The sequence below is a fragment of the Lampropedia puyangensis genome, from assembly GCF_004833285.1.
Lineage (GTDB): Bacteria > Pseudomonadota > Gammaproteobacteria > Burkholderiales > Burkholderiaceae_C > Lampropedia > Lampropedia puyangensis.
Genome location: NZ_STFG01000021.1, coordinates 1 through 19,850, shown reverse-complemented (window position 1 = coordinate 19,850; position 19,850 = coordinate 1). Strand labels below are relative to the sequence as shown.

General features: G+C 55.0%; 23 protein-coding genes. 2 read left to right on the top strand and 21 right to left on the bottom strand.

The annotated features are described in order from the left end of the window. Positions 1 to 2: 2 nt before the first annotated feature. The 20 genes from E9531_RS14470 to pilL2 form a co-directional block, all read right to left on the bottom strand. Positions 3 to 1,265 carry a TraU family protein gene (locus E9531_RS14470; RefSeq protein WP_136574482.1) on the bottom strand — a complete coding sequence of 421 codons (1,263 nt, stop codon included), beginning with the start codon at positions 1,263 to 1,265 and terminating at the stop codon, positions 3 to 5. Continuing rightward, the gene (locus E9531_RS14465) at positions 1,262 to 1,783 is read right to left on the bottom strand and encodes a DUF1525 domain-containing protein (protein ID WP_136574481.1); all 522 of its coding nucleotides are present in this window, start codon (positions 1,781 to 1,783) and stop codon (positions 1,262 to 1,264) included. Before E9531_RS14465 ends, E9531_RS14470 begins: the two co-directional genes overlap by 4 nt. A 15-nt stretch (positions 1,784 to 1,798) precedes the next feature. Continuing rightward, positions 1,799 to 2,854 carry a hypothetical protein gene (locus tag E9531_RS14460; protein ID WP_244610135.1) on the bottom strand — a complete coding sequence of 352 codons (1,056 nt, stop codon included), beginning with the start codon at positions 2,852 to 2,854 and terminating at the stop codon, positions 1,799 to 1,801. Positions 2,855 to 2,927: 73 nt separating this feature from the next. Then, positions 2,928 to 4,874 (bottom strand): conjugative transfer ATPase, encoded by a 1,947-nt coding sequence (locus E9531_RS14455; protein WP_136574480.1) that lies wholly within the window; start codon positions 4,872 to 4,874, stop codon positions 2,928 to 2,930. A 9-nt stretch (positions 4,875 to 4,883) separates the two neighbouring features. Then, positions 4,884 to 5,405, bottom strand: coding sequence for a TIGR03751 family conjugal transfer lipoprotein (locus tag E9531_RS14450; protein WP_136574479.1), 522 nt, complete (start codon positions 5,403 to 5,405; stop codon positions 4,884 to 4,886). Beyond that, positions 5,392 to 6,921, bottom strand: a complete 1,530-nt coding sequence (locus tag E9531_RS14445) for a TIGR03752 family integrating conjugative element protein (protein ID WP_136574478.1) — start codon at positions 6,919 to 6,921, stop codon at positions 5,392 to 5,394. The genes E9531_RS14450 and E9531_RS14445 overlap by 14 nt, the downstream gene beginning before the upstream one ends. An 11-nt stretch (positions 6,922 to 6,932) precedes the next feature. Continuing rightward, positions 6,933 to 8,042 (bottom strand): TIGR03749 family integrating conjugative element protein, encoded by a 1,110-nt coding sequence (locus E9531_RS14440; protein WP_244610134.1) that lies wholly within the window; start codon positions 8,040 to 8,042, stop codon positions 6,933 to 6,935. Between the two features lie 5 nt (positions 8,043 to 8,047). After that, entirely contained in the window at positions 8,048 to 8,818 is a 771-nt protein-coding gene (locus E9531_RS14435; protein ID WP_136574477.1) for a PFL_4703 family integrating conjugative element protein, read from the bottom strand. Continuing rightward, on the bottom strand, positions 8,805 to 9,272 hold the full coding sequence (locus E9531_RS14430; protein WP_136574476.1) for a TIGR03750 family conjugal transfer protein: 468 nt from the start codon (positions 9,270 to 9,272) through the stop codon (positions 8,805 to 8,807). Before E9531_RS14430 ends, E9531_RS14435 begins: the two co-directional genes overlap by 14 nt. A 42-nt stretch (positions 9,273 to 9,314) precedes the next feature. Continuing rightward, the gene (locus E9531_RS14425; protein ID WP_136574475.1) at positions 9,315 to 9,719 is read right to left on the bottom strand and encodes a DUF2976 domain-containing protein; all 405 of its coding nucleotides are present in this window, start codon (positions 9,717 to 9,719) and stop codon (positions 9,315 to 9,317) included. A gap of 17 nt (positions 9,720 to 9,736) precedes the next feature. Then, positions 9,737 to 9,967 carry a DUF3262 family protein gene (locus tag E9531_RS14420; RefSeq protein ID WP_136574474.1) on the bottom strand — a complete coding sequence of 77 codons (231 nt, stop codon included), beginning with the start codon at positions 9,965 to 9,967 and terminating at the stop codon, positions 9,737 to 9,739. Between the two features lie 6 nt (positions 9,968 to 9,973). After that, complete coding sequence (locus E9531_RS14415; protein ID WP_136574473.1) at positions 9,974 to 10,306, bottom strand: integrative conjugative element protein, RAQPRD family; 333 nt, start codon at positions 10,304 to 10,306, stop codon at positions 9,974 to 9,976. 16 nt (positions 10,307 to 10,322) lie between these two features. Beyond that, positions 10,323 to 11,093 carry a TIGR03747 family integrating conjugative element membrane protein gene (locus E9531_RS14410; protein WP_136574472.1) on the bottom strand — a complete coding sequence of 257 codons (771 nt, stop codon included), beginning with the start codon at positions 11,091 to 11,093 and terminating at the stop codon, positions 10,323 to 10,325. Next, positions 11,093 to 12,775 carry a type IV conjugative transfer system coupling protein TraD gene (traD, locus tag E9531_RS14405; RefSeq protein ID WP_244610133.1) on the bottom strand — a complete coding sequence of 561 codons (1,683 nt, stop codon included), beginning with the start codon at positions 12,773 to 12,775 and terminating at the stop codon, positions 11,093 to 11,095. Before traD ends, E9531_RS14410 begins: the two co-directional genes overlap by 1 nt. Then, complete coding sequence (locus E9531_RS17840) at positions 12,718 to 13,254, bottom strand: P-loop NTPase family protein (protein ID WP_244610132.1); 537 nt, start codon at positions 13,252 to 13,254, stop codon at positions 12,718 to 12,720. Before E9531_RS17840 ends, traD begins: the two co-directional genes overlap by 58 nt. A gap of 39 nt (positions 13,255 to 13,293) precedes the next feature. Continuing rightward, on the bottom strand, positions 13,294 to 13,815 hold the full coding sequence (locus E9531_RS14400; RefSeq protein ID WP_136574471.1) for a DUF2859 domain-containing protein: 522 nt from the start codon (positions 13,813 to 13,815) through the stop codon (positions 13,294 to 13,296). Continuing rightward, positions 13,812 to 14,489: a lysozyme family protein gene (locus E9531_RS14395; RefSeq protein WP_136574470.1), complete on the bottom strand. Its 678-nt coding sequence runs from the start codon at positions 14,487 to 14,489 to the stop codon at positions 13,812 to 13,814. The genes E9531_RS14400 and E9531_RS14395 overlap by 4 nt, the downstream gene beginning before the upstream one ends. 8 nt (positions 14,490 to 14,497) lie before the next feature. Further along, positions 14,498 to 15,115 (bottom strand): integrating conjugative element protein, encoded by a 618-nt coding sequence (locus tag E9531_RS14390; protein WP_136574469.1) that lies wholly within the window; start codon positions 15,113 to 15,115, stop codon positions 14,498 to 14,500. A gap of 1 nt (position 15,116) precedes the next feature. Further along, positions 15,117 to 16,484 carry a hypothetical protein gene (locus E9531_RS14385; protein WP_136574468.1) on the bottom strand — a complete coding sequence of 456 codons (1,368 nt, stop codon included), beginning with the start codon at positions 16,482 to 16,484 and terminating at the stop codon, positions 15,117 to 15,119. A gap of 3 nt (positions 16,485 to 16,487) precedes the next feature. Next, positions 16,488 to 17,123, bottom strand: coding sequence for a PFGI-1 class ICE element type IV pilus protein PilL2 (gene pilL2 / locus E9531_RS14380; RefSeq protein ID WP_136574467.1), 636 nt, complete (start codon positions 17,121 to 17,123; stop codon positions 16,488 to 16,490). 349 nt (positions 17,124 to 17,472) lie between these two features. Here pilL2 and E9531_RS14375 point away from each other — a divergent pair, with 349 nt between their 5' ends. Beyond that, positions 17,473 to 17,865, top strand: coding sequence for a hypothetical protein (locus E9531_RS14375; protein WP_136574466.1), 393 nt, complete (start codon positions 17,473 to 17,475; stop codon positions 17,863 to 17,865). Positions 17,866 to 17,941: 76 nt separating this feature from the next. Here E9531_RS14375 and E9531_RS14370 read toward each other — a convergent pair whose 3' ends face one another. Further along, the gene (locus E9531_RS14370; protein ID WP_244610131.1) at positions 17,942 to 18,406 is read right to left on the bottom strand and encodes an NUDIX hydrolase; all 465 of its coding nucleotides are present in this window, start codon (positions 18,404 to 18,406) and stop codon (positions 17,942 to 17,944) included. 575 nt (positions 18,407 to 18,981) lie between these two features. Here E9531_RS14370 and E9531_RS14365 point away from each other — a divergent pair. Beyond that, a partial coding sequence (locus E9531_RS14365) for a hypothetical protein (protein WP_136574465.1) occupies positions 18,982 to 19,850 on the top strand: 869 nt, incomplete at its 3' end.

Here is a 19,850-nt window from a genome sequence, read left to right as displayed (position 1 = left end):
AATCAGGGAATTGAGAAAAGAAAGAGCCCCTTGATGAGGCAGCAATCACGGTCTTGCCACAGGTTCCAGATGTAAGAGTTACTGATGGATCTCTCTTTTGTTGGCGGTGATGCGTTGGTGCTTCCAAACCCCATGCACCCTTTTTGAGCCTCTGGAAAGAGCTGCTGCCACTGGTGCTGACGACCATTGAATGTGATGTACCCAGCTTTTTTGGGCACCATTTCTGTATAGATATGAGGCTGATCTTCAGCAACAATGATGCTTCTGACCCGCTCAGCCATGACACCAGAGGTGCGATATGGGTCTTGTTGAACCTGCTCCCCAATGCGCGGATACAAGCTCCCCCATGAGCCAACTTCCATTTGTCCAGGTATCCAGGTGTAGGGATACATCAGCTCTAAAGGAATGATGTGACGCCAAAAGTAGCCATCAATTTCAGATTGAAAATGCAGTGTTAGCCATGATGCGGCCGATGGGCAAATGTATTCAGAGCCACCTGCTGACATGCCTTCACTGAGCATGCCTGATATGCCGCCACCATCAACAGCGAACTCCATGGGGCTGCTGAGTCCAGAGGAAAATCCCAACGCTGAGGCGGCAGAGTTGAGTCCGCCGAGCATGGTTTTAACCTGGCCAAAAATACCACTGATATTGCTGAACATACCAGTCACGGACGACCCTACGCCTTGGGTAATATCGGAGGGAACACGCTTCCATGCTTGAGCCAGCTTGGGCACTTCGTTAGTGAAAAATCCGCTCAAATTGCCTGTTCCTGGAACAGAAAAATTGGCTGTCCCAGTTGTTTGTCCGGCCATGATGTCTGCAAACATGCCAACCGGATTGCCATACGCATCTGCACCTTTAAACACCGTAATGGAGCTCATGTCTTCATGGGTACTGGCAGCGGTGTCAGGCTGTGCAATAGACATCAACTTGGCCTGGACTTTATTGGCATTACTAGAGACTGTTTGGCCAATATCTCCCCAAGGATGATCGTCAGGACTTTGGTAGACGCTGATGATGGCCTCTGGCACAAAATGGGCCACGCGCACAGAAGTCTCAATGGAGCATTCATAAAGAGAGCAACGCAGGAAAAAGCAAACGCCTCTGACCGTGTATTTCAGGCATGAAGGCAGTGCCTGCACCGTATCTGTCATGATTTTTGCGGTGCTGGTTTTGGTGTCCGTTACCTGTGCCATGGCGGGAATTGCCGCTTGCGCACTTAATGCGAGTGACAGGAGCATCCAGCGTAAGGTGTGCATCATTGGGGGCCAGCCTTTCTTTCCTGGTAAATCGCAGCGGCCTCTTGCAGATCCAGCAGGCCGTACAGCACATACTTCTGATTGATCACCACAGCGGGTAGTTGTTTGAGCTTGTATTGCCGTGCCAATGTGATGCCTTGGGCCGCCAGCAGGATACGGTCCGTGTACTGCGCACGCATGCGCGACTCGTTCTCGCGCATATAGGCCAAAGCCTGCTCCTGTGTCTTGGGCAGATGCTGGTTGATTTCTTGGGTCACCATCTGCATGTCATCGAGCCTGTGTATGGCTAATTGCACATGCGCATCAGCCAGATCCCCTCCATTGATGTACATGGCCGAATTGGCAAATACATCTATGTGGCTGATCCCCTCAAACGCTTGGACATTCGTGTCTTGCGCATACGCGGTGAATTGGACAAGTACCATCGACAGCGCAATCGTCACAGCGCGGCCTGCTGTGAGAAAGCGGACACAACGCAATCGGATGCTTGATTCGGGGTAAGTGTGTTGGAGCCTTTGCATGCTTATGTCCCTCCATCACTCGCGCTTGGCTTCGAGCTCACGGGCCACCATGACAGCGGCATCCATTTCGCTGCAGCCGTGTTGCTCCATGAGCCTGCGCCGATGGGCTTTTTCATGGCCTTCGGTCATGGCCAAGGCAATCGGCAAGGATGGCGGGATATTGCGAAACAGCATTTGCCCCATCGCCGAGATCATCACGCCTTCGGTGTATTTGGGCGGTTCCTTGCGCGCTGACTCGATCATCAGGCGTTGCTCTTGGGTCAGATTGCGGAACTTGGCGATCTCCTCGATCTCGCTCTTGTCCATGGTCAAGAGCATCCAGTATTCGCACATGGATAACACGCGGCTCATGGAGTCCGGGAAGTCAGTCAGGTTTTGGGTGGCCAGCCAGAACCAGGTGTTGAGCTTGCGCCACATCTTCGTGCCTTTGGCTATTTTTGGGCCGAGCAGCTCGTTGGTGGTAATCAAGTGCCCCTCATCGGTCAGAAAGATGGTGGGGCGGTCATCGGCTTGATTGGCCTCACTGCGCGACTGCACCGAGTCGATCAAGGAGGTATAGGCCAGTGCCAGAGCATCCTCATAGCCATCTTGCGTCAAGGTACCCATTTCAACCAATGTCACGTCCACGTCCGGCCAATCCGTGCCAGGACGGTTGAAGATGCGCCCGCGCAGGCCTTGCGCAAAGCTCATCATGGACTGGCCCATCTCTTCTGCGCGGCTGCGGCGCAGCTCAGACATGGACGCGTCCTTTTGCATGGCCATGAGCTCTAGGGCCACGTCCTGTACGAGCGGGTGAAGGCGTGACTCTGCCTTGCATTTAACTGCTGCACGAATGATGGAGGTGGAGATCAAGTAGCGGTCAGCGCGGCTTAGACGCTCGATTTCCGCCTTTTCTCCCCCTGTGACCATCATGATGGCTGAAATGAGCATTTCGCCAAGTAAATCCCTTTTCTCGTTGCTATCATCTTCTTCTGAATCTTCATCTTGCTCATTGGAGGCACTGAGCACTTCAACAGTGATGACCTCTGCTTGTAATGCCTCATCGTTTTGATCCCCCAAAAGAGGACTCATCGAGTTGTCGTCACTTCAACAGTGATGACCTCTGCTTGTAATGCCTCATCGTTTTGATCCCCCAAAAGAGGACTCATCGAGTTGTCGTCACTTCAACAGTGATGACCTCTGCTTGTAATGCCTCATCGTTTTGATCCCCCAAAAGAGGACTCATCGAGTTGTCGTCAGGTATTCCTGTCTGAGCACGCGCCTGCCGTTCGGCGTAATAGAACGACTCCATAACTTGAAGATCGTCCAACACCCTCATAGCATGGACAAATGGCGGCAGTGACACGTCGGAGCCATAGGTAAAGACGGCCGAGTGCGTCGATAATCCCTTTTCCTTGAAATATTTCATGAGCAATTCAAAGGATTTACCTGCATCCACGATTACCAATCGCGGCTTATGAATGGCCATAGTTATCATCGACAAGTAATTGAGCGTTGATGATTTGCCCGCGCCAGTCGGCCCAAACACCAGCATGTGTGCATTTTTCTTGCGATCACGCTTGTTCAGTGGGTCCAGCCACACGGGCTCACCACCGCGATTCCAAAACCACATGCCAGGGTTGGGTGTGCCTCTGGAGCGGCCATACACCGGCATGAGGTTAGCTATCTGAGACGCAAAGGTTAGCCGCTGGCGACGCAAGTGCTTGGTATCAAAAGCATGGTCGTAATTGAAGGGCAGAGCCCGCATGAACGAGTCCAGTGGCACCAGGTCTTGCCGTGAGGAGATCAGCCGCAGGCCTGTACTGGTCAAACTGGTGGTGGCTTCGTTGACGGCTTCGGCCAGTTTCTCCCGGTTTTCTGCGGTGACATACAACACCAAGAATGTCGGAAACAGTTTGTCGCCTTGGGCCATGCGTTCGAGCACGTGATCGCACTCGTTATGGGTACGCATCGCCAAGGCAGTCGTAGCCCGTGAGGCCTCGCGGATGCGCTCTACATTGCGCTGCACGTTGCACTGGGGCTCAATCACAATGGTCAGCGACAGCATGGAGCCTGGAGGGAGCCGGTCAAAGCGGGCAAAGCTATGGGCTTGCTCTGTGCGCTCGGCACTGAAATGTCCCACTTGTGGAGATTGCGTGAGTGCCTCCAGCACCAAGGCCTTGAAGGGACGTCCATCAAACTCCCACAGTCCCGCCTCTACGTCAGACTTGGGCTCACTGGCCAGCAAGGATTGGGCAATGTCCCAACCAAACACTGGGGCTTGGCCTTCGGGCACTTGACCGTCCCAGTAAGGGGCTTTTTGCAGTGCATCGGTCACACTGGAGGCCCAATGCGGTGCCGGATTGAAAAATGGCATGAGCCATTCGTAGAAGTCTTTGCCAGTGCCTCGCTTAGTAGGTACTCCTGCTTCGTGAAGAGCTGCGGTAATAATCGCCATGGCCGTGTTGACTTGCGCTGCGGCTGTATGGGCTTCATCTGCATCCATCGCCCCAAACCTGCGGTAGATGATGCACCGGATACGTCTGCGCTGGGCTCGCCAGATTTGATTCGACACCTGAGAGTCAAAAAACAGCCCTTGCGCACGAGAGGCCAGATCGAGATGGTGGTCAAACTCTGCAATCACCGACTGGGTAAACTCAGACTCCAGAATCGCTTTGGCGCGATCCGGGTAATTGGCATGCACGCTTTTGATGTATTCGGGCAATCGTGTTTTGAGATCGAGCACGTTCTGGTCGTCGTTCAAAAAGAACTGAACGATCCAGGGCGACGGTGACGCCTCTGGCAAAGCGTTCAAGGCCTCTTGGACTTTGTGCGCGTGTTCGCGCATGTAGTCCTCCGCCTTGGCTTCAGTGGAGATGGGCGAGAGCTCCAGCATGGCGCCCACCGTGGAGCCATCGCGCATCAAAAAAACGTTTTCATCGGCGGCGTAAGCCATGTAGGGCAACATGTCCGTAAACGATGGCGCACGCATGGCCATGCGCTGACGGCTTGCAAGGGTTTGCGGCTCATCCTGGTGCTGCGCTTTGCCTTGGGAAGGCTTGGCCTGCTTGGCTTGAGCCGCGTGTTTTTTGTTTTTGAAGAGTCCCAGCATGCCCACCTCTTAATTGACAAAGAGATCGCTGTCGCCTGCCTTTGCAGCACGCGTGCTACTGCGCTCTTGCTTTAAGGGCTCAGGCTTGAATAGACGCCGGGCATTGGACAGTTCACTCTCGACTTCACCAGGCAATGCGTAATGCACTTCGTCGTACATCGGAAACACCGTGACGTAGCCAGGCACGGGGTATTTGCCCTTGGCCAAGTGGGGGTAGACCACCATCACCAGGTCAGGGTTGGGCACGCGCTGAAACCGTTGGTTCATCGGCTCAATCGCAGACCAGTAGCGTTCAGAGAGCTCATCGCCTGCACCAATGGCGCGGGCCTTGCCAATCGCAGAAAACTCATTCCTCGCCTCTGGCAGCTTTGGCGCTTGGGTTTGCCCAATCCTGCCGTGGTAGATGTCCGAAACCGTGGGACTGCCTGCGGTGGCTTCAATCAAGGGCGATTTGCGTGGGCCAGAGACAGAGCAGCCGCCCAGCACAAGGGCCAGTGCCAAACAGATGAGAGAGGTGTTATTCAAGCCCATAGTGGCCTCCGCGTTGATTGGATGTGGCGCCTTGCTGCCGGTGGATGATTTTTCTGGCATTGACCACTTTGTCTAAGCGCACCTCTTGCGTGAGGTGCACCACGATGTTGGCTCCAGAGGGGGTGACGACTGCATCGAAACTGTTTTGCAAGCGCGAGAGCAGCCAGTCAGAGACTTCATTGGCCGCAGAGGCTGCAGCAGACCCCATCACAAAGTCTGTGCGCGAGCCTGTGACGGAGTTGTTGTAGCCACCGTCATCGCGTTGCGTGGTCGTGGTTTGCGCATTGGCATACTGCTGGCCTGCCACTTGAAGAGCTTTGAGCCCCACAATGTCGGTCAGGTAGCGCGGTGCATTGGTGACGAACTTGCCCACAATGCAGGGGTTGCCATGCAGGTCGCTGATGTACCCCATGTACGTGCTCCTGCGTGTGCCGTTCTGGGTATTGATGTTGTTGGAGTTGCCTTGCTTGGACTGAACCGTTTGGACTGTCCCATCATTAAAAATGAAGGTCATGGACTGAATCAGTCCTTCTGAGCAGGACAGGGCCATGTCACCCACCGCAATGCCGCTGACAATCATTCCCTCGATGTCGCCTGGCAGTTGCCAGCCGTTCGCTGCTAGATTCTCACGGCCCACAATGGCTTTGAACTGCATCGGATCGGTGACCCGGCCATCGACCGGCACGCGGCCAATAATGGCCGTCATGGCTTGCACGTCCACGAGCGTGGAGTTGTCTGGCAGGGTGAAGTAGGGCACATCTTCTGCCTTCTTCGCTGCCCGTTGCACCGCGCTTTGCGCGGATGCCATTTGCTGGTCTGCTACAGCAGCCGAGGTGCGGACATAGCGTGTCACAGGGGCTTTTCCTCTACCACCTGTTTCAATCATGGCCTGGTAGCCCATAGGAGGCAGGGCGCGGTAGGCCACCTGGCCTGTCTCATCGGGCAGGCGCTCTACGGTCAGGCTTTGCGGCAAGTTCTCGCGTGCGGCTTTGCGAATCACGCTGGTGTCTGGGCCAAGCTGGCGGGCCGCATGCCCGAATTGACTCGCAGACGATGCGGCTGAATCAATGGCTTTGCCAATGGTAGAAAACGGTGTATCGGTGCTGGTTGGCCCTGCATTGGGCTCAGGAGGAACTTCTGAGCTGAATCCTCCATCTGCTGCAGGCAGTGCCCCCAGATCCACTACACGATCCATTGCAGGCGTGTTGGCTGTATTGAGGCTTGATGCAGAGGGGCGGTTCATCGCTTTCAAGCGGGTGTTCTCGGCCATCAGCACTTCGTTTTGCTGCAGCAGCTTTTGCACATCGTCGCGCAAAGAGTTGTTGCTGGTGGTCACAGTGCGCAGGGACTCTGCAATCGTGTCGCCATCTTCTGTGGTCGGAGCAGTGGGCACCTTTTGCAACTCACTGCCTGAGCGCACAGGCCCACCCGAGGAGCATTTCTGGACAAGAATCACTGAGCCAATAATGGCCACAACACCGGCCATGACGGGAAGAAGTCGGTTACTGGTTGCCATAGTGTTCCCCTTTATCGGCAGGACTCAAAGGCACGTTGGCAGACCAGGTAGATTGCCGTGGTGTCTGTTTCTGAGCCTGCAGGGCCAATACGCCCATGCTGGGCCGTGGCAGAAAGCCACTGCCCACGCACATCCTCCAAAGGCACCTCTAGGGCAAATTTGGAGCGGTTGCGCACCACCACAGCCGTGACATACAAATTGCCCGAACGCCATTGCCCCACAGGGGTGGTCTCCACCAGTGCCCCAGCGATCAATCCGTCCACAGGTTGGGTATCCACGCCTACTTGGCTGATGTTGCTGGGCTTGTAGGCCAGGCGACGCGGCGCATAGAGTGCCCGTGCTGCATGACGAGTGAGCTCCACCATGTCCGCGGCTTGCTGCTGCTCTTGCTCCTGGTCGTCGGTCGATAACGCAGGCTCTTTCTTGCGGTCGGCAGAGACTGAGGAGGAGAGAAACACTTCCATCTCGGCAGACGCAGTCACCGTGCCTTCATTGGCCACCAAATCCAGCGGGATCTGCTCACCCGTGTCCACCAGCTCGGCAATGATGCGGATCGTCTCAAATGGGCGCAGCGCGGTGGCATAGACCGTGCGGCCAATGGATTCCAGCCGCACAGCCACCTCAATGTCCGTGGGCACATGCAGTACCGATGGGCCAGGCATCGTAATCAAACGCTCTTGGCCCACAGGCAAAGCCACGCCCACAGGGCGCCGGTTGAATACCACGCGTTCTGTGCCTTCGCGCAAAGGTTTCTTGCCTTCGCTGTCATCGGCACGTTTTGCGGCGCGCACTGCTCGCGCTGCCGTGCCCAGTTCAGGCGACTCTACGGTCTCATCAGTGGCTTTACGCGAAGAGGGGGAGGCTGCTCTGGCAGAGACAGGAGGAGGACTCAAATCTGGTGACTCCCCTAAGTCTGGAGCGCCTGTAGGATCTCCAGCAGTGTCTCGTGGCTTCATGTCGTTGCGTGCATCACTGGCACCAGGCGTAATATCGACCAGTGGGGCAGGGATGTCATCAATCGTTTGCGCACAGAGTGGTCTGTGCATACTCAACATGCTCAGCACACCCAAGGTGATCAGTGCAGCACAAGCGAGGCTACGCAGTGGAAAGTTGGATGGCATCACGCTTACTCCTTTGAAGCCGTTGAAGCAGGGTTATCGGTGGTTGCACCCAAGTCCTGCATAGGGTCAACACTTTGGTTTGTCGCTCGTGGCAAGCTCATGGGCGTGACCACGTCTTGGGTGTTTTTGCCTCCGGCTTGCACGTCCGCTGCACTGATGCGCGTAGGTGCTGAGGCGCCAAAACAGTCCAAGGCCAACGCCCACGGATTGCGTTCACGATCCACGTCATAGCGCACCACCCGAATCGGGTAGCGGATGAACACGTCTTTGAGGCTGTGGCCGCGATACTCCTCGATGAGCTGCATGTCCAGCAGCACCTGCCAGGCGCTGTTGCCTTCGGGCAGAACGCGGTTGGCGGCATAGCCAAAGCCGGGGATTTCTGTAATCAGGCGGGTGCGTTGTCGCAGCTCCCCCTTTTTGCTGCGGTTTTCCATATCCGCCAACAGTTGCGCTCTGCAGCGTGGTGTCAGGTACGCTTGCAGTGCAAAAATCTGCTGGCCATAGTCTTTGTTGCCATCCTCTTGCCAGCGGTTGACTTGCTGCCAGATGTAGTAGGCAAAACCGTAGACGTTGGTCGTTGGTACGGGCGAGAGGCCGTCACGGATATCAATGGTCTCACCGGCGCGCATGTCGGGCGCTAGGTGCACGCTGATGTTTTTGGGCGTGCCCGAGAGCAAATACATACCCAAAGCGCCCATCAAAATCGTAGCGCCCAAAATTTTGACAAGCAACGCATTCTCTCTGCGTGCGTTTTCTAATGCGTCAATGGTTTTCATGTTCTTCTTGGTCACTCTTTGGGGTGGAAGTCACGGAGTTATCCGTCAGCGGTTGTTTGAAACTCTCAGCACTGGGAAACTCGTAAGGGGCCGATAACGAAAAATCCAAGGTGCGCCCCAAGGCCCAATAACCGTTGTGGCGGATGAAGTGGCTGCGGCCCAGGCCTTTCTCGGTGAGCCACAAATGAATGGCTTGCGAGTAATAGCCATCGGGCCTGCCGCGCTTGACCATGGCCAACTGCGCACTGGCAAACCACATCAGCACCAAAGGCCCAAAAATGCCGCATACCACAATGAATTGCCAGAATCCGGTCATGGCAAACAGCACCGTGCCAAGCGTGAGAAACAGCACCATCGAGACTGCGCCAATCACCTTGGCTTCAGTGACTGTCATCCCTTGAAAAATGGCAGGCTCTGCATTGATCAGATCCGTTAGTGGCGCTCTGTCTTGCACGGTCTCTCTCCTGGTGTGGATGCGGGTAAAGGGCTATGCCAATCAGGAGGTGAACACCTCAAAGGCATACGTCACCATCACCACAATGAAGATCGCAAAAATCGCAGCAACGATCATGTATTCCTTGAGCTCGGACATATCAAGGCGGCCTTTGGAGTAGTCCTTCCACTTGCTCAGACCTCCGGCGACCACAATCAGAAAGGCCAAAGCGGCAAAGATCAGTCCCAAAATCGTGATGCCTTGTTTGAAGTAGCCCCCCATGGCGCACAACCAGTCGCCCGCGCCGCAAGAAGCTCCATCAATGCCGTCAGGCGCGGCAATGGTCGGCAGCGCTGCCTCGGCAGGCAGGCCGACCAGCAATAAGGCCACAAAAGCCGGTAATGCAAATGCCGATTTAGTCGACAATTGACCCAAGGCCGCACGGGCCAGGCGAGATACTGATTGCATAAAAACTCTCCAAGGTTTCAGGTAAAAATCACAAGCAAAACAAACATCAAAACGAGAGTCGCTTTGATGGCATTCCAAAAGGCCTCAGCGCTCTTGATCCGCTCCTCCTGGTAGGCGCTGAGGATGTGCAACACAATCCAGGCGAACACCAAAATTGCCACGCCCGCGCCAATGGTTTGCAAGGTCAACGCCAGTACGTCAGCCTGGATGCCGGAGGCGTTACTGAACGATTGCGCGTCGTGCTGCATAGGTGCTTATTGGCGGTAGTCGCCGCGTAGCGCTGGCACTGGCCGTGGTTGACGCGGCGCGTCCATGTGGTCGTTGATGCCTTTTTGGATCAGCTCCAAATCAGCCAACAACCAGTCGTAATGGAACCGCACACGCTGGCCCGTAGGCGCTGAGGCATGGGCTTGCGCGACCAGGCTCTTGAGGCGCACGAGCTCGTTTTCAATCACGGCCAGGCGTTCACGCTCGATGTCGCTGCCAGTGGCCCAAGCCGATGGGCTTGTGGCCAGAGCGCAGCCAAGTGCAATGGCACTCAGCATAGAGCGTGTGGGAACACGGACGAATAGAGGCAGGGGGTGCATAAAATAGGGCTCCTTTTCAGACGTATTTCTTGAACGTTGCGACCGTGACGGAGAGCGTGAACGCCACCAAAACGGTAAAGATCAGCACCATGTAGGTGGGATTGATGCCGCCAAATGGCCATGACAGATACAGCGCAAAACCTGCCGTCAAAGCCCATTTCGTGTAGCGTTTGGCGTGGTGGTAGATGTAGGAGGACTCGCGTCCACCGCCCCAGCGGCGCAGATCGCGCTTGACCATGCCATCGACGATGCCCACTAGGCAAGCCAGCGCAAACGCGGGCAGGGCAAACAAAGCGATGGCCAGGCGCAAGGCCACGTCTTGCGCCACAAACATCGACGTGACGGCAATGCTCGAGATCAGACGACTGGTCTTGCCTGATGCCCTTTGCACTCCATCTTTGACGGTTTGACCGGCCTGTTGTCCTTTTTTCCCATTTGGGGTGTTGGTATGCACTGAAACAGACGAGTGGGCTGACTGGTACCAGCGGATTACCCCGAAGGTCTCATAGGGCCAACGCACCCAACGCAAGACCTGTGTGGCGAAGGCCTGGGTGTCTGAGACAAAGATGCTGCGGGGTGCTTGCTGGATGTAGCGCAGGTCTTGCTGGACGATGCGCTGTGCATGGGCAATGCCTTCTTTCTTCCAGAACGTGTAGCTGCCCGCAATCTCAATGAGCACGCCCACAAACACAGAAAACAGCGACAACATCACCAGCGCAAATGCTGCTTCAAGGCAGATCGTGATCGGGCCACGGCTATCGCCTCTGACTTCTTTGGAGGTTGCCATCAGACGACCCTCCCGATAGCCATCGTTTGTGCTGTATCAGTAGCCGACTTTTGTTGTACTGCCTCTTCCTCGGCTTCTTCGGCCAAGCGGTCATCAATCATGTCTGGCCCTATTGGCTGCAGGGCAAGCCAGTCGGTTTCTGCGGCCCAGTTTTCTGTGCTGCGGTAGCGGCACTTCATGTCTTGCGCCACTTTTTTGAGTGACTCGGGCACAAACAAGTCACCCTTGGTGTCTGCAAGCGGGATGCGAATCTTGAAGCGGCGATTGCCTTCGAGCAGGGCAAAGGCCTGGCCCTGTGGCAGCTCCAAAATATCTGCAGCCCGAATCATGGGCGTCTTGGTGGTTTGTAAAATGTCGTCATTGCGACTGGTGAAGTCCACTCCTGTGCCTTGGGCTGCCGTGTCCGTCACGCCTGACATAGGCATCAAATGCACGACATCGACCTCGGGCATCTGCTCTGCAATCAGGTTGGCTGTGGCCACCGAGCGCACACGCAACATGACGACGTGGTTGAAGTTGTCAAATATCTGGCCCGCTTTGGCCTTGTCGCCTACCTTGGACTCAATATCAAAGAAGGACTGCGTATAGGCCGTGATCCGAAACCCTGAGCCACCGAGCTTGTTGACCATCGGTACAAACTCTGGGCCTGCAATTTCGTTGACCTCATCGAAGTGGCAGCACACAGTGGGCAGAGTGATCTTGCCCTCTGGGTGGTGCGGGTCGAGCCCGGTTTTGTAGAGCTTGCCGCCCACACTCACCAGGTCAGAGAGCATGCTGTTGCCCACTGCAGAGGACACGACCGAGTCCGACAGTGCATCCAGCCCGGCATAGACGATGCCGCCCTGGCGCATCACACTCATCCAGTCGAAGATGGGGCGCTCATCATCGGGGTCGAAGTAGTCAGGACTGATGAGCTTGCCCACTTTGCCAGAGGTGAGTTTTTCCAGGAACGGGCCAAGGGAGGCAATGATCTTTTCGTAAAAGCTGCGGTCATAGCTCACAGCGCCGAGCAACCCCAGCAGCACGTTGTCCGTGGCCTTGGATTCACGAATCCAGATCGCCATGGCAATCACCTCCGGTGAGCGTGATTGCATGGATTTGTCCACGGGCACTTTCTTGGCTTTGACGCCTGCATCAATGCGTTCGATCTGGCTTTTGAAGTCCATGAACCGCTGGTGATTCAAGGCCTGATCCACGTAATACCAGGTCGCGTATTCCAGAAACAATGGTTCAATCCCTGTCACATCGCGCAGCAAGGTGTCGTAAGTGGGAATGCGCCCCAAAGCCACCTGGGCCTGTGCCACGATGTTGGTGAACCGCCAGGAGAACTCTTTGAAGGCGGCACTGTTGCCGCTTGACGGCAGGGCATTGGTGGTGCGCCCTGCGACTTCGGTAATGCGGCTGAAACTGCCAATGCCGTTGTAGCGGGCACTGATTTCTGGATAGCCCAAGTGAAACAGGTAGAGCTGGTCTTGCCTGCCTGCGCGACGCGCTTCGGCCTGCACCCGCAGCATCAGCTCGGCATCGCCTTTCGGATCAATGATGATGACCACATGCCCTGAATGAATGTCTTGCGTGCACAGCAGCTCCAACAGGCGTGTCTTGCCCACCCGTGTGGTGCCCATCACCACCATGTGGCCGCTGCGGCTGGCCTGGCGCATCTTGACCGGCTTTTCATCCATGGAGCCGACACCATGCAGGATGGGCGAGCCGCCCAAGTCAGGATAGAGGGCTTGAATGGATTGAGCCAATGGTCAACCTCGGCAATAGGTTTGAACCATCCGTTGTGTTCAATGGTTTTGGCACCCCAGTTGCGCAGAGCCAATTCAAACGGGCTGGGCGTAATGAAGGGTTTGGCCTCTGGCCGTTGGGTCTCGTGCTTGCGTTGCGTGTGCTGCTGCGTCCAGCCAAAGCCTTCGCCCAAGTAATATTCACCGGGGCCAACGGGAATCTTATGGGGCGCAATACGTGTGACGGGGTAGTATTTGAGATGGTGGTGGTAACGCACGATCTCCATGCCTTGCTTAAACCGCACCCAACCTGCATACCCTGCGATGGCCGACATCACCAATCCCATGTGCCAAGGCATCATGATGGCCCAAGGGGCCACCACGCCAATGAGTGCCACCATCCACAGCACGAAACTCGAATACCACTCCACAGGAGTGGCGTAGCAGTGCTTCTAAGCCAGTTGAGGACTTCATGGCAGCCCTCCTAAACGCTGGTAGACATGGCCATTGTTGTGGATCAGCACGGGATACACGCCAACACCGGCGCCCTGAAGCTGCTCAGAAAACAAGGGATCGGCCACTTCTGCGACAGACAAACCTTGCGCGACCTGCTTGACTGGCTCCAATGCCTTGGCACTGTCAGAGCGCACCACGGCGATGAATGCATCAACCTGCTTGAGGCGTGCATGGTTGAATGCCAGCCATTGCATGCTTTGCGTATCTGTCCCGACGACAGCGATATTGCGCGTCAACCATTTCGGCTGATACAAGGCAATGCCATCGAGCTCAAGCACTCCCGCTTGAAGCGGTGACTGCAGCGGATAACGCCAACCACGGTGTTGACCTGACTGGTCATCACCAGAGAGCATTTGATGGGTGTAGGGCTCTAACGGAACTCCCGTGCCAGCATCATGCAGTGTGACCAATTGCGCATGCGCTGCGGCTGCACTCCATGCGAAGGCGAACACGGCGATGGAAGGGAGGCATTTCATGCGCGAACCCCCAACACTGCATGGGTATCCACCCCCAGGCGCTGCAAGCGTGCAATCACAGCGCCCGCATAGCGGTTGCCACGGCTGCGGTTTGCTGCCGTCTCGGAGCCGGTGTGGTAGAGCTTGAATGCGGTATGCCAGTTGCGATGCTGTGCGTTCAAACTTGCCAGAATGGAGGCTCCCACGCGCAAATTCGTCCAATAGTTCAGGGCTGCGGCTTTGTCCTGGTCGAACTTGTCTTTGTGCCAGTGCCAATTGACTTGCATAGAGCCGCAATCCACATTGGTAATGCCTGCTTTGACATGCCTGGTCAATGCAGCCAAGGTGTCCCGGTAGCTGCTGTAGCGTTCAGCGCGTCCACGCACGCACAGCGTCCAGGGGAACGGCAAGACGCGTTCACCAAACTTCATCTGAGACTCTTGCAAGGCCACGCCATACATAGCCCAAGCGGGAATGGCGTACTCTGCTGCCACGGTGACATAGCCCCATGGAGGGGCAATAGCCGAAGTCGTTCTGCTTGTTGCTGCGCGGCCAGCCCCTTGGGGTTCAATGCGCTTGAAACTGCCTTGCGGCAAAATCATTTTGCTGTCCGCACTTGTCCCCAGGTCAGCCGCGACCCCAGCACTGCACACCGGCAGGCTCAGTGAGGTCAGGAGGAAATGACGGCGCAGCATGCTCACACTCACTGCTTCTCTGGGTTTTGCAAGGCATCAATGGCGCGGCTGCGCACCCCCAGCGTGGCCTGGGACGATTGAATGCGGTGCTGGAGTGTTCTGTCTGCAGGATCGCGCACCAGTGCGCGTGGCACATTGACCATATCAGCGGCGGCTGTCGGCACTTCCACGGGCTCCATACCGCTGTAATCCACAACGGGTGAGTTCGGGTACAGACGTTGCATCGCAGACTGGAACTCACGCTCAAACGCCAATGTGCGCTCCACATCTTCACGCAATGCTTTGGCAAACTTCTCGGCGTATTCTTGGCGCTCTTTGGCATTGCGGGCATGGATACCCAGCACCTCTAAGGGGCTGATGTTCTCCACACTGAATGAGGCGCGTGGGCCTTGCATCAGTGTTTTGGCGCGCTGCATTTCTGTCTCAGACAATCCCCAAATCTGAGCCTGGAGTTTGTCGGATTCATTGAGTGCATGGGCCGCTTGCGCAGTGGCTGCAGCTTGTGTCTGGCCAATTTGTGTATTGCCCACGGTCTGCGCGTATGCAGGCATCCAGGCGGCTGTAGTCGTCCACAGCACCATCCAGATAGCGACTTGGGTAGAGGGTTTGATGGGGGAGCGTTTCATCTCATTGCCCCTTATTGAGCGTCAACGGCTTGCCGCCCACGAGAAACGTCGCTTGTTGGGTGCGCGGATTGGCATGGGTCAGGGCAATGCCATTGCTCACATCGCCTGGCGACATGACCCGTGTGCCCAAAGAGGCATCCGTAGTGCTCAGGACAACGGATGGGCGTCCGTCCCACATATCCACCGAGAGCAACTGCACTTGAGGCTCAGGGTCTTTCTGAGGGGCTTTGTGTTTGGGTGCGGCTCCAGCGGTAGGCTTTGAGAGGGAGGAGCTTCGCACAGACACAGACCGTTGCGCCTTCGAGCGCGGTTTGTCCTGTACTTCCTGCCGTGGTGTCGCATTCTGCGCAGCCGCTGCATGGGCTGTCGGCACAGCAGCGGCTTGTGTGATCGTGGGTCGGATGAATCGTTCTGGATGCATCGCATCGCCTGGCTGGAGCAACCCTGCGTTTTGCAGGCCTTGTTCGAGCTGGGCATTCCATTGCTGTTGCAATCTCAACTTGTCTTGCACCGCCTCTAATTGCTGTTGCAGTGTCTCTACTTGTGCGGATAGCGGATTGGCTTCAATAGCGGGCAGGGGCAGGGACACGAGCTCAGGCACAGACTCTGGCGTGGGCTCTGGTTTTACCTGTTCTGGTTCAACCACTGTTTCCCCAAGACTCAGTACGTCTGAGATGGCAGTTGCGGGGCCAGAATCCGTTGGGAGGGGCGTTGTTTCTGCAGCAACGGGCACCACATCACCTGAGCCCAATCCGGGCAGGCGGTCTAAGGCCTCTTCAAACACAGTGGGCAGCGACTCCTGCACTTTGTGGATTGAGCCAGAGAGCCACTGGAGACGCTCACCACGGATGAAAAATAGGCATGCGGCCATTACGGCAGCGCACAGCAACAACCACAGCTTCAAAGACAGACGTTTGGAACCATTGCGCTTGGTTTTTTCAACGGGTGCTACAGCGTCTTGAGCGTCGAGTGAATCCACTGAATCCACTGAATCCACTGAATCCACTGCATCAGCCAAAGCAGAGGCAGTCGCTGTCGTGCTTTTTGATTCATCAACGGCCTCAACCGGCTTCTGGCCTGTTACAGGCGCTGGATTGGCCGCAAGAGATGGATTGTTTAGTACAGGCTCTGCGCGTGGAGCCATGGCAGGCGAGGGCGCTTTGACGGCCTTCGACTCTTTGCCGGGCTTCGCTTCTTTAGGTTTGCGCGCTGCTTCGCGCTCAAGACGCTCCTCTTCTTCGAGCTCCTGCTGTAGACGCGCCTCCTCCTTTTCACGCGCCTCTTTGCGCCGCAGCTCCTGCTGCTCGCGTTGCTCTTGAGCGCGGCGATCTCGCTCCTGATCCTGGCGTTGTTGATCGTCTGTATGCATGGCTTATCTCCCCGCCGCTACAGGACTGACAAGCTGGCCTTGTCCTGTGACAAAGTGGCTTGAACTGGCAGGAATCAAAGGCTCTGGAGCGCCTTGGCCTGATGGCCCCTTAGCAAAACTCACCAAGCGGGCAGGGTGATTCACCGTCAGCACCCATTCAGAGCCAATGAGTGTTTGCAATACGCGCTCTACGGTGTATGGGCCTAAAATCCGCTGCGACTCAGGCAATGGCAACTGCCGAAATCGCATTTCATCCAGACTGCCTGATGGACTCAGGTGGTAGCCCGAGCGCATCAAGGTATAGCTCAAGGCCTGTTCAATCGTTTGCACCTTCCTGGGGTAATTCAGGCGTACAACAGCTTGCAAAGGCAGCACCTCATTAACCGTAGGCTGAGCTGCAACGGTGGTGTAGCGGTTCACACGAACTTCTGGGACGGTTTGTGCTGTAGCTTGGACTGGTGGTGCCACAACAGTGGCAGGAGCGGCAGGGGCAACGCCAGGCGAAGGGTATGCACCAACGATCTCGGCTTTGGCGCGAGCATCCATCGGGTACAGATCCACTCGTGGGCCAGTGCAGGCTGTCAGCAGTCCAGCCAAGCACATCATCGTGGCCGTATGCAGCGATAGGCGTTGCGCCATAAAACTCTCCGGGCATGGGTGAAAGAAACACCCAGCCAACGGCAAGTTGCAACGTCAGTTCAATCCAAGAATCCCAAAATCAACTGCATGCACACCACCTGCCGATGGCCGGGTAAAAGACACACACCAGTGCGTCATCAGTAGTGCTTGCAGTGTCGGAAATCCGACCGCTGGCCTCAATGCGAAACCTGTCGTTACGTGTTTGCAGGTTTCGTATTGACTAATTCATAAAAATATGATTGAGAAATGCAATTTAATTTTGAAAGATAGATTTTCATCCGTCCATTCGATAGTTTATTATCCGATTAGACGGATATATATTAATCCGTAACATCACAACAGGAACGCCATGCAAATTCGTGAACAGGGGCGCAAAATTCAGTTCATTCGCAGTGAGTACCAGCCCGAACTCAAACGCTCTACCAGCAAGGTAATCACCTCGTGCGCCAAGTACGCGACAGCGCTTTCTGAGGAGGAGCTTGAACTTTTGACACCAGAGGAGAGGGCGCAGGCTAAGGCGTATTTTGAGAAGCGTCAGCAAGACAATGCCAACTGGAGGCGCAACTACAGCGTGCAGTCGCTGCATGAGGCGCTGCAGCAGACCATTGCGCATTTAAAAGAAGGAAATCAGTTGGATGCCGCGTATGCAGATTCACTTTGGCAAGCGATGGCAGTGCTACAAAAGGGGCTCAAGAAGGCTGGGCATGTAAAGCCCGTGAGGCCGAAATCGATTAATAAGTGATGTTTAAGGTCCATTCTCAACACAAAGGCAAGGACTTCATTCGCCAATACTTGACGGGGAGTTTCTTATGGATTTTTTAGGCACCAGTATTTCCATATATAACTGACTCAAGAGCTTCAGGGAGCCAATCTGGCTTAAATACTGCACCATCTTGGATCTTCATGTCTTCTAGGCTCCACCATTTCCAATCTCGAATTGTGTCCCTCTCTTCATCAGTCCATCCATCTTGATTTATGGGTAGATATGACTTGCAGCGGACAAGAAAGTACTTCTCAAGCCAACGTGCAGGCGTGGATCTAGCAACCGCATATATTTCTTCTCTTTCCCGCACGAATGAGCCTATTTTTGCGTCACTCCCAGTTTCTTCCAAAAGCTCGCGTCGGGCTGCATCCAGATAGCTCTCCCCGGGCTTTAGTTCTCCTCCGACAGTAGCCCAGAATGGATCGCGGTGTTCATCGTGATACTTGAACAAAAGTAGATTGTTATTACTGTCGATGATAATTAAACGAGCCGATCTTCGAATTTCCAGTGCCAATGTCACTTTCCTGACTCCTAACGTTGAAGGTAAACGGCTGGCTGAAAGCCGGCCCGCTTGACTGAAAGATTAGACACCATGCGTTGAGTCCTTCGCCTCGACTAATTTGAGTAAAAGTGAGACTTCTGGGCGGCCTACCCAGCTTCCAAACTTATAACTTGCTCCATAACCGGCGATGCAGAGCAAAACAAGCGGCTGCGAACCGAAACCGCTTTTGACAAGATCTCACGCAGTGAATAACGTCCTCTGACGTCAATCACAAAATATACCCATTAACGCTTGCACTTTTGGAAAGTCCCTTTAGTGCAACAACGCTTGGCCCAGATCTACAAAGCAACATGTCTCATCTAATGGTTTTAATTGTTTGCAATTTTGAATACATTTTTTAAAAATCAATCATAGATAATTCACATTATTAGAATCATGCAAGAAAAAAATAACGATATGTTACTGTTTTCATGCTCGGCGGCCTGTGATGAGAGTGGCAGCCACACATCTGAGTTTTGTAACTTCTGCACTAGCTGCTTTTCCCGACGACCTCACCCCCCTTACCCCACAACAAAATAATTTTCCTCATCGCTATGCGTATTTTTTCTTACCTCAATAAGAGCTTCCAATATACCTTTGTAAATAAAAGCGCCCTCAAAACATCTAGAAAATTGCTCGGCATATGCAGCGCTGGATTGTTGGGGCTGGTCACATTAGTCATGCCCCTAAGTGCAACAGCTCAAAATAACGTGCTGTTTGTTAGCTCGAATGAAACTTCAAACTTGGGTTGGAACGGTTATGTTACAAACGCTCGTGACGCCTTCAGCTCAGTTGCCCCGACAGGCACGTTTGTCAATCGCACAGGCGGGCTTTCTAGCACAACTTCACTGGCCAGCGACATTGCCAGTGCCAAATTGCTAGTGCTGACCACCGTTTGCAGCAACACTAATCCAGATCGCTGGGATGAAGTTCAAGCAGCACTAATGACGCGCCCCGATTTGATGGTAGTCAGCTTTGTGGATGGCTCCACTGTAGGGCAGTGTCCCGCGCATCTAGAGAGATTTACCACAGCCATTAACAGCATCAAACCTAGTTCGTGGGGCACAATCACGGCTACCCCCACCACTGGTAACATAACCGCGAATCTGAACCCGCAATCACTGTACGCAAGCACATTTCAGGGTGTGTTGTCGACAATCGAGGGACAGTATTGGGGGCGAATGTCATCCGTTCCGTCGGACTACGCCCTATATACAAGGGCGACTATTACATCACCCATCCCGGCCACCACTGATGACGCCTATGGTTTGTTCATCCCACAAGCGGCGTCGAATGGTGGCAATGGAGCTTGTCTGTTCTTTGTGGCCGATGCCTCCCAGTTCAGCACCACCATCGGCATTCAGCCCACCCAGTCTAATAACATAGGCAAAGCGTTTTACGCTGCGGCCACAGACCCTGCTGG

Coding starts and splice junctions, on each gene's coding strand:
- E9531_RS14470 (WP_136574482.1), bottom strand. CDS start 1,265: ATGATGCACACCTTACGCTGGATGCTCCTGTCACTCGCATTAAGTGCG.
- E9531_RS14465 (WP_136574481.1), bottom strand. CDS start 1,783: ATGCAAAGGCTCCAACACACTTACCCCGAATCAAGCATCCGATTGCGT.
- E9531_RS14460 (WP_244610135.1), bottom strand. CDS start 2,854: ATGAGTCCTCTTTTGGGGGATCAAAACGATGAGGCATTACAAGCAGAG.
- E9531_RS14455 (WP_136574480.1), bottom strand. CDS start 4,874: ATGCTGGGACTCTTCAAAAACAAAAAACACGCGGCTCAAGCCAAGCAG.
- E9531_RS14450 (WP_136574479.1), bottom strand. CDS start 5,405: ATGGGCTTGAATAACACCTCTCTCATCTGTTTGGCACTGGCCCTTGTG.
- E9531_RS14445 (WP_136574478.1), bottom strand. CDS start 6,921: ATGGCAACCAGTAACCGACTTCTTCCCGTCATGGCCGGTGTTGTGGCC.
- E9531_RS14440 (WP_244610134.1), bottom strand. CDS start 8,042: ATGCCATCCAACTTTCCACTGCGTAGCCTCGCTTGTGCTGCACTGATC.
- E9531_RS14435 (WP_136574477.1), bottom strand. CDS start 8,818: ATGAAAACCATTGACGCATTAGAAAACGCACGCAGAGAGAATGCGTTG.
- E9531_RS14425 (WP_136574475.1), bottom strand. CDS start 9,719: ATGCAATCAGTATCTCGCCTGGCCCGTGCGGCCTTGGGTCAATTGTCG.
- E9531_RS14420 (WP_136574474.1), bottom strand. CDS start 9,967: ATGCAGCACGACGCGCAATCGTTCAGTAACGCCTCCGGCATCCAGGCT.
- E9531_RS14415 (WP_136574473.1), bottom strand. CDS start 10,306: ATGCACCCCCTGCCTCTATTCGTCCGTGTTCCCACACGCTCTATGCTG.
- E9531_RS14410 (WP_136574472.1), bottom strand. CDS start 11,093: ATGGCAACCTCCAAAGAAGTCAGAGGCGATAGCCGTGGCCCGATCACG.
- traD (WP_244610133.1), bottom strand. CDS start 12,775: ATGGATGAAAAGCCGGTCAAGATGCGCCAGGCCAGCCGCAGCGGCCAC.
- E9531_RS14400 (WP_136574471.1), bottom strand. CDS start 13,815: ATGAAATGCCTCCCTTCCATCGCCGTGTTCGCCTTCGCATGGAGTGCA.
- E9531_RS14395 (WP_136574470.1), bottom strand. CDS start 14,489: ATGCTGCGCCGTCATTTCCTCCTGACCTCACTGAGCCTGCCGGTGTGC.
- E9531_RS14390 (WP_136574469.1), bottom strand. CDS start 15,115: ATGAAACGCTCCCCCATCAAACCCTCTACCCAAGTCGCTATCTGGATG.
- E9531_RS14385 (WP_136574468.1), bottom strand. CDS start 16,484: ATGCATACAGACGATCAACAACGCCAGGATCAGGAGCGAGATCGCCGC.
- pilL2 (WP_136574467.1), bottom strand. CDS start 17,123: ATGGCGCAACGCCTATCGCTGCATACGGCCACGATGATGTGCTTGGCT.
- E9531_RS14375 (WP_136574466.1), top strand. CDS start 17,473: ATGCAAATTCGTGAACAGGGGCGCAAAATTCAGTTCATTCGCAGTGAG.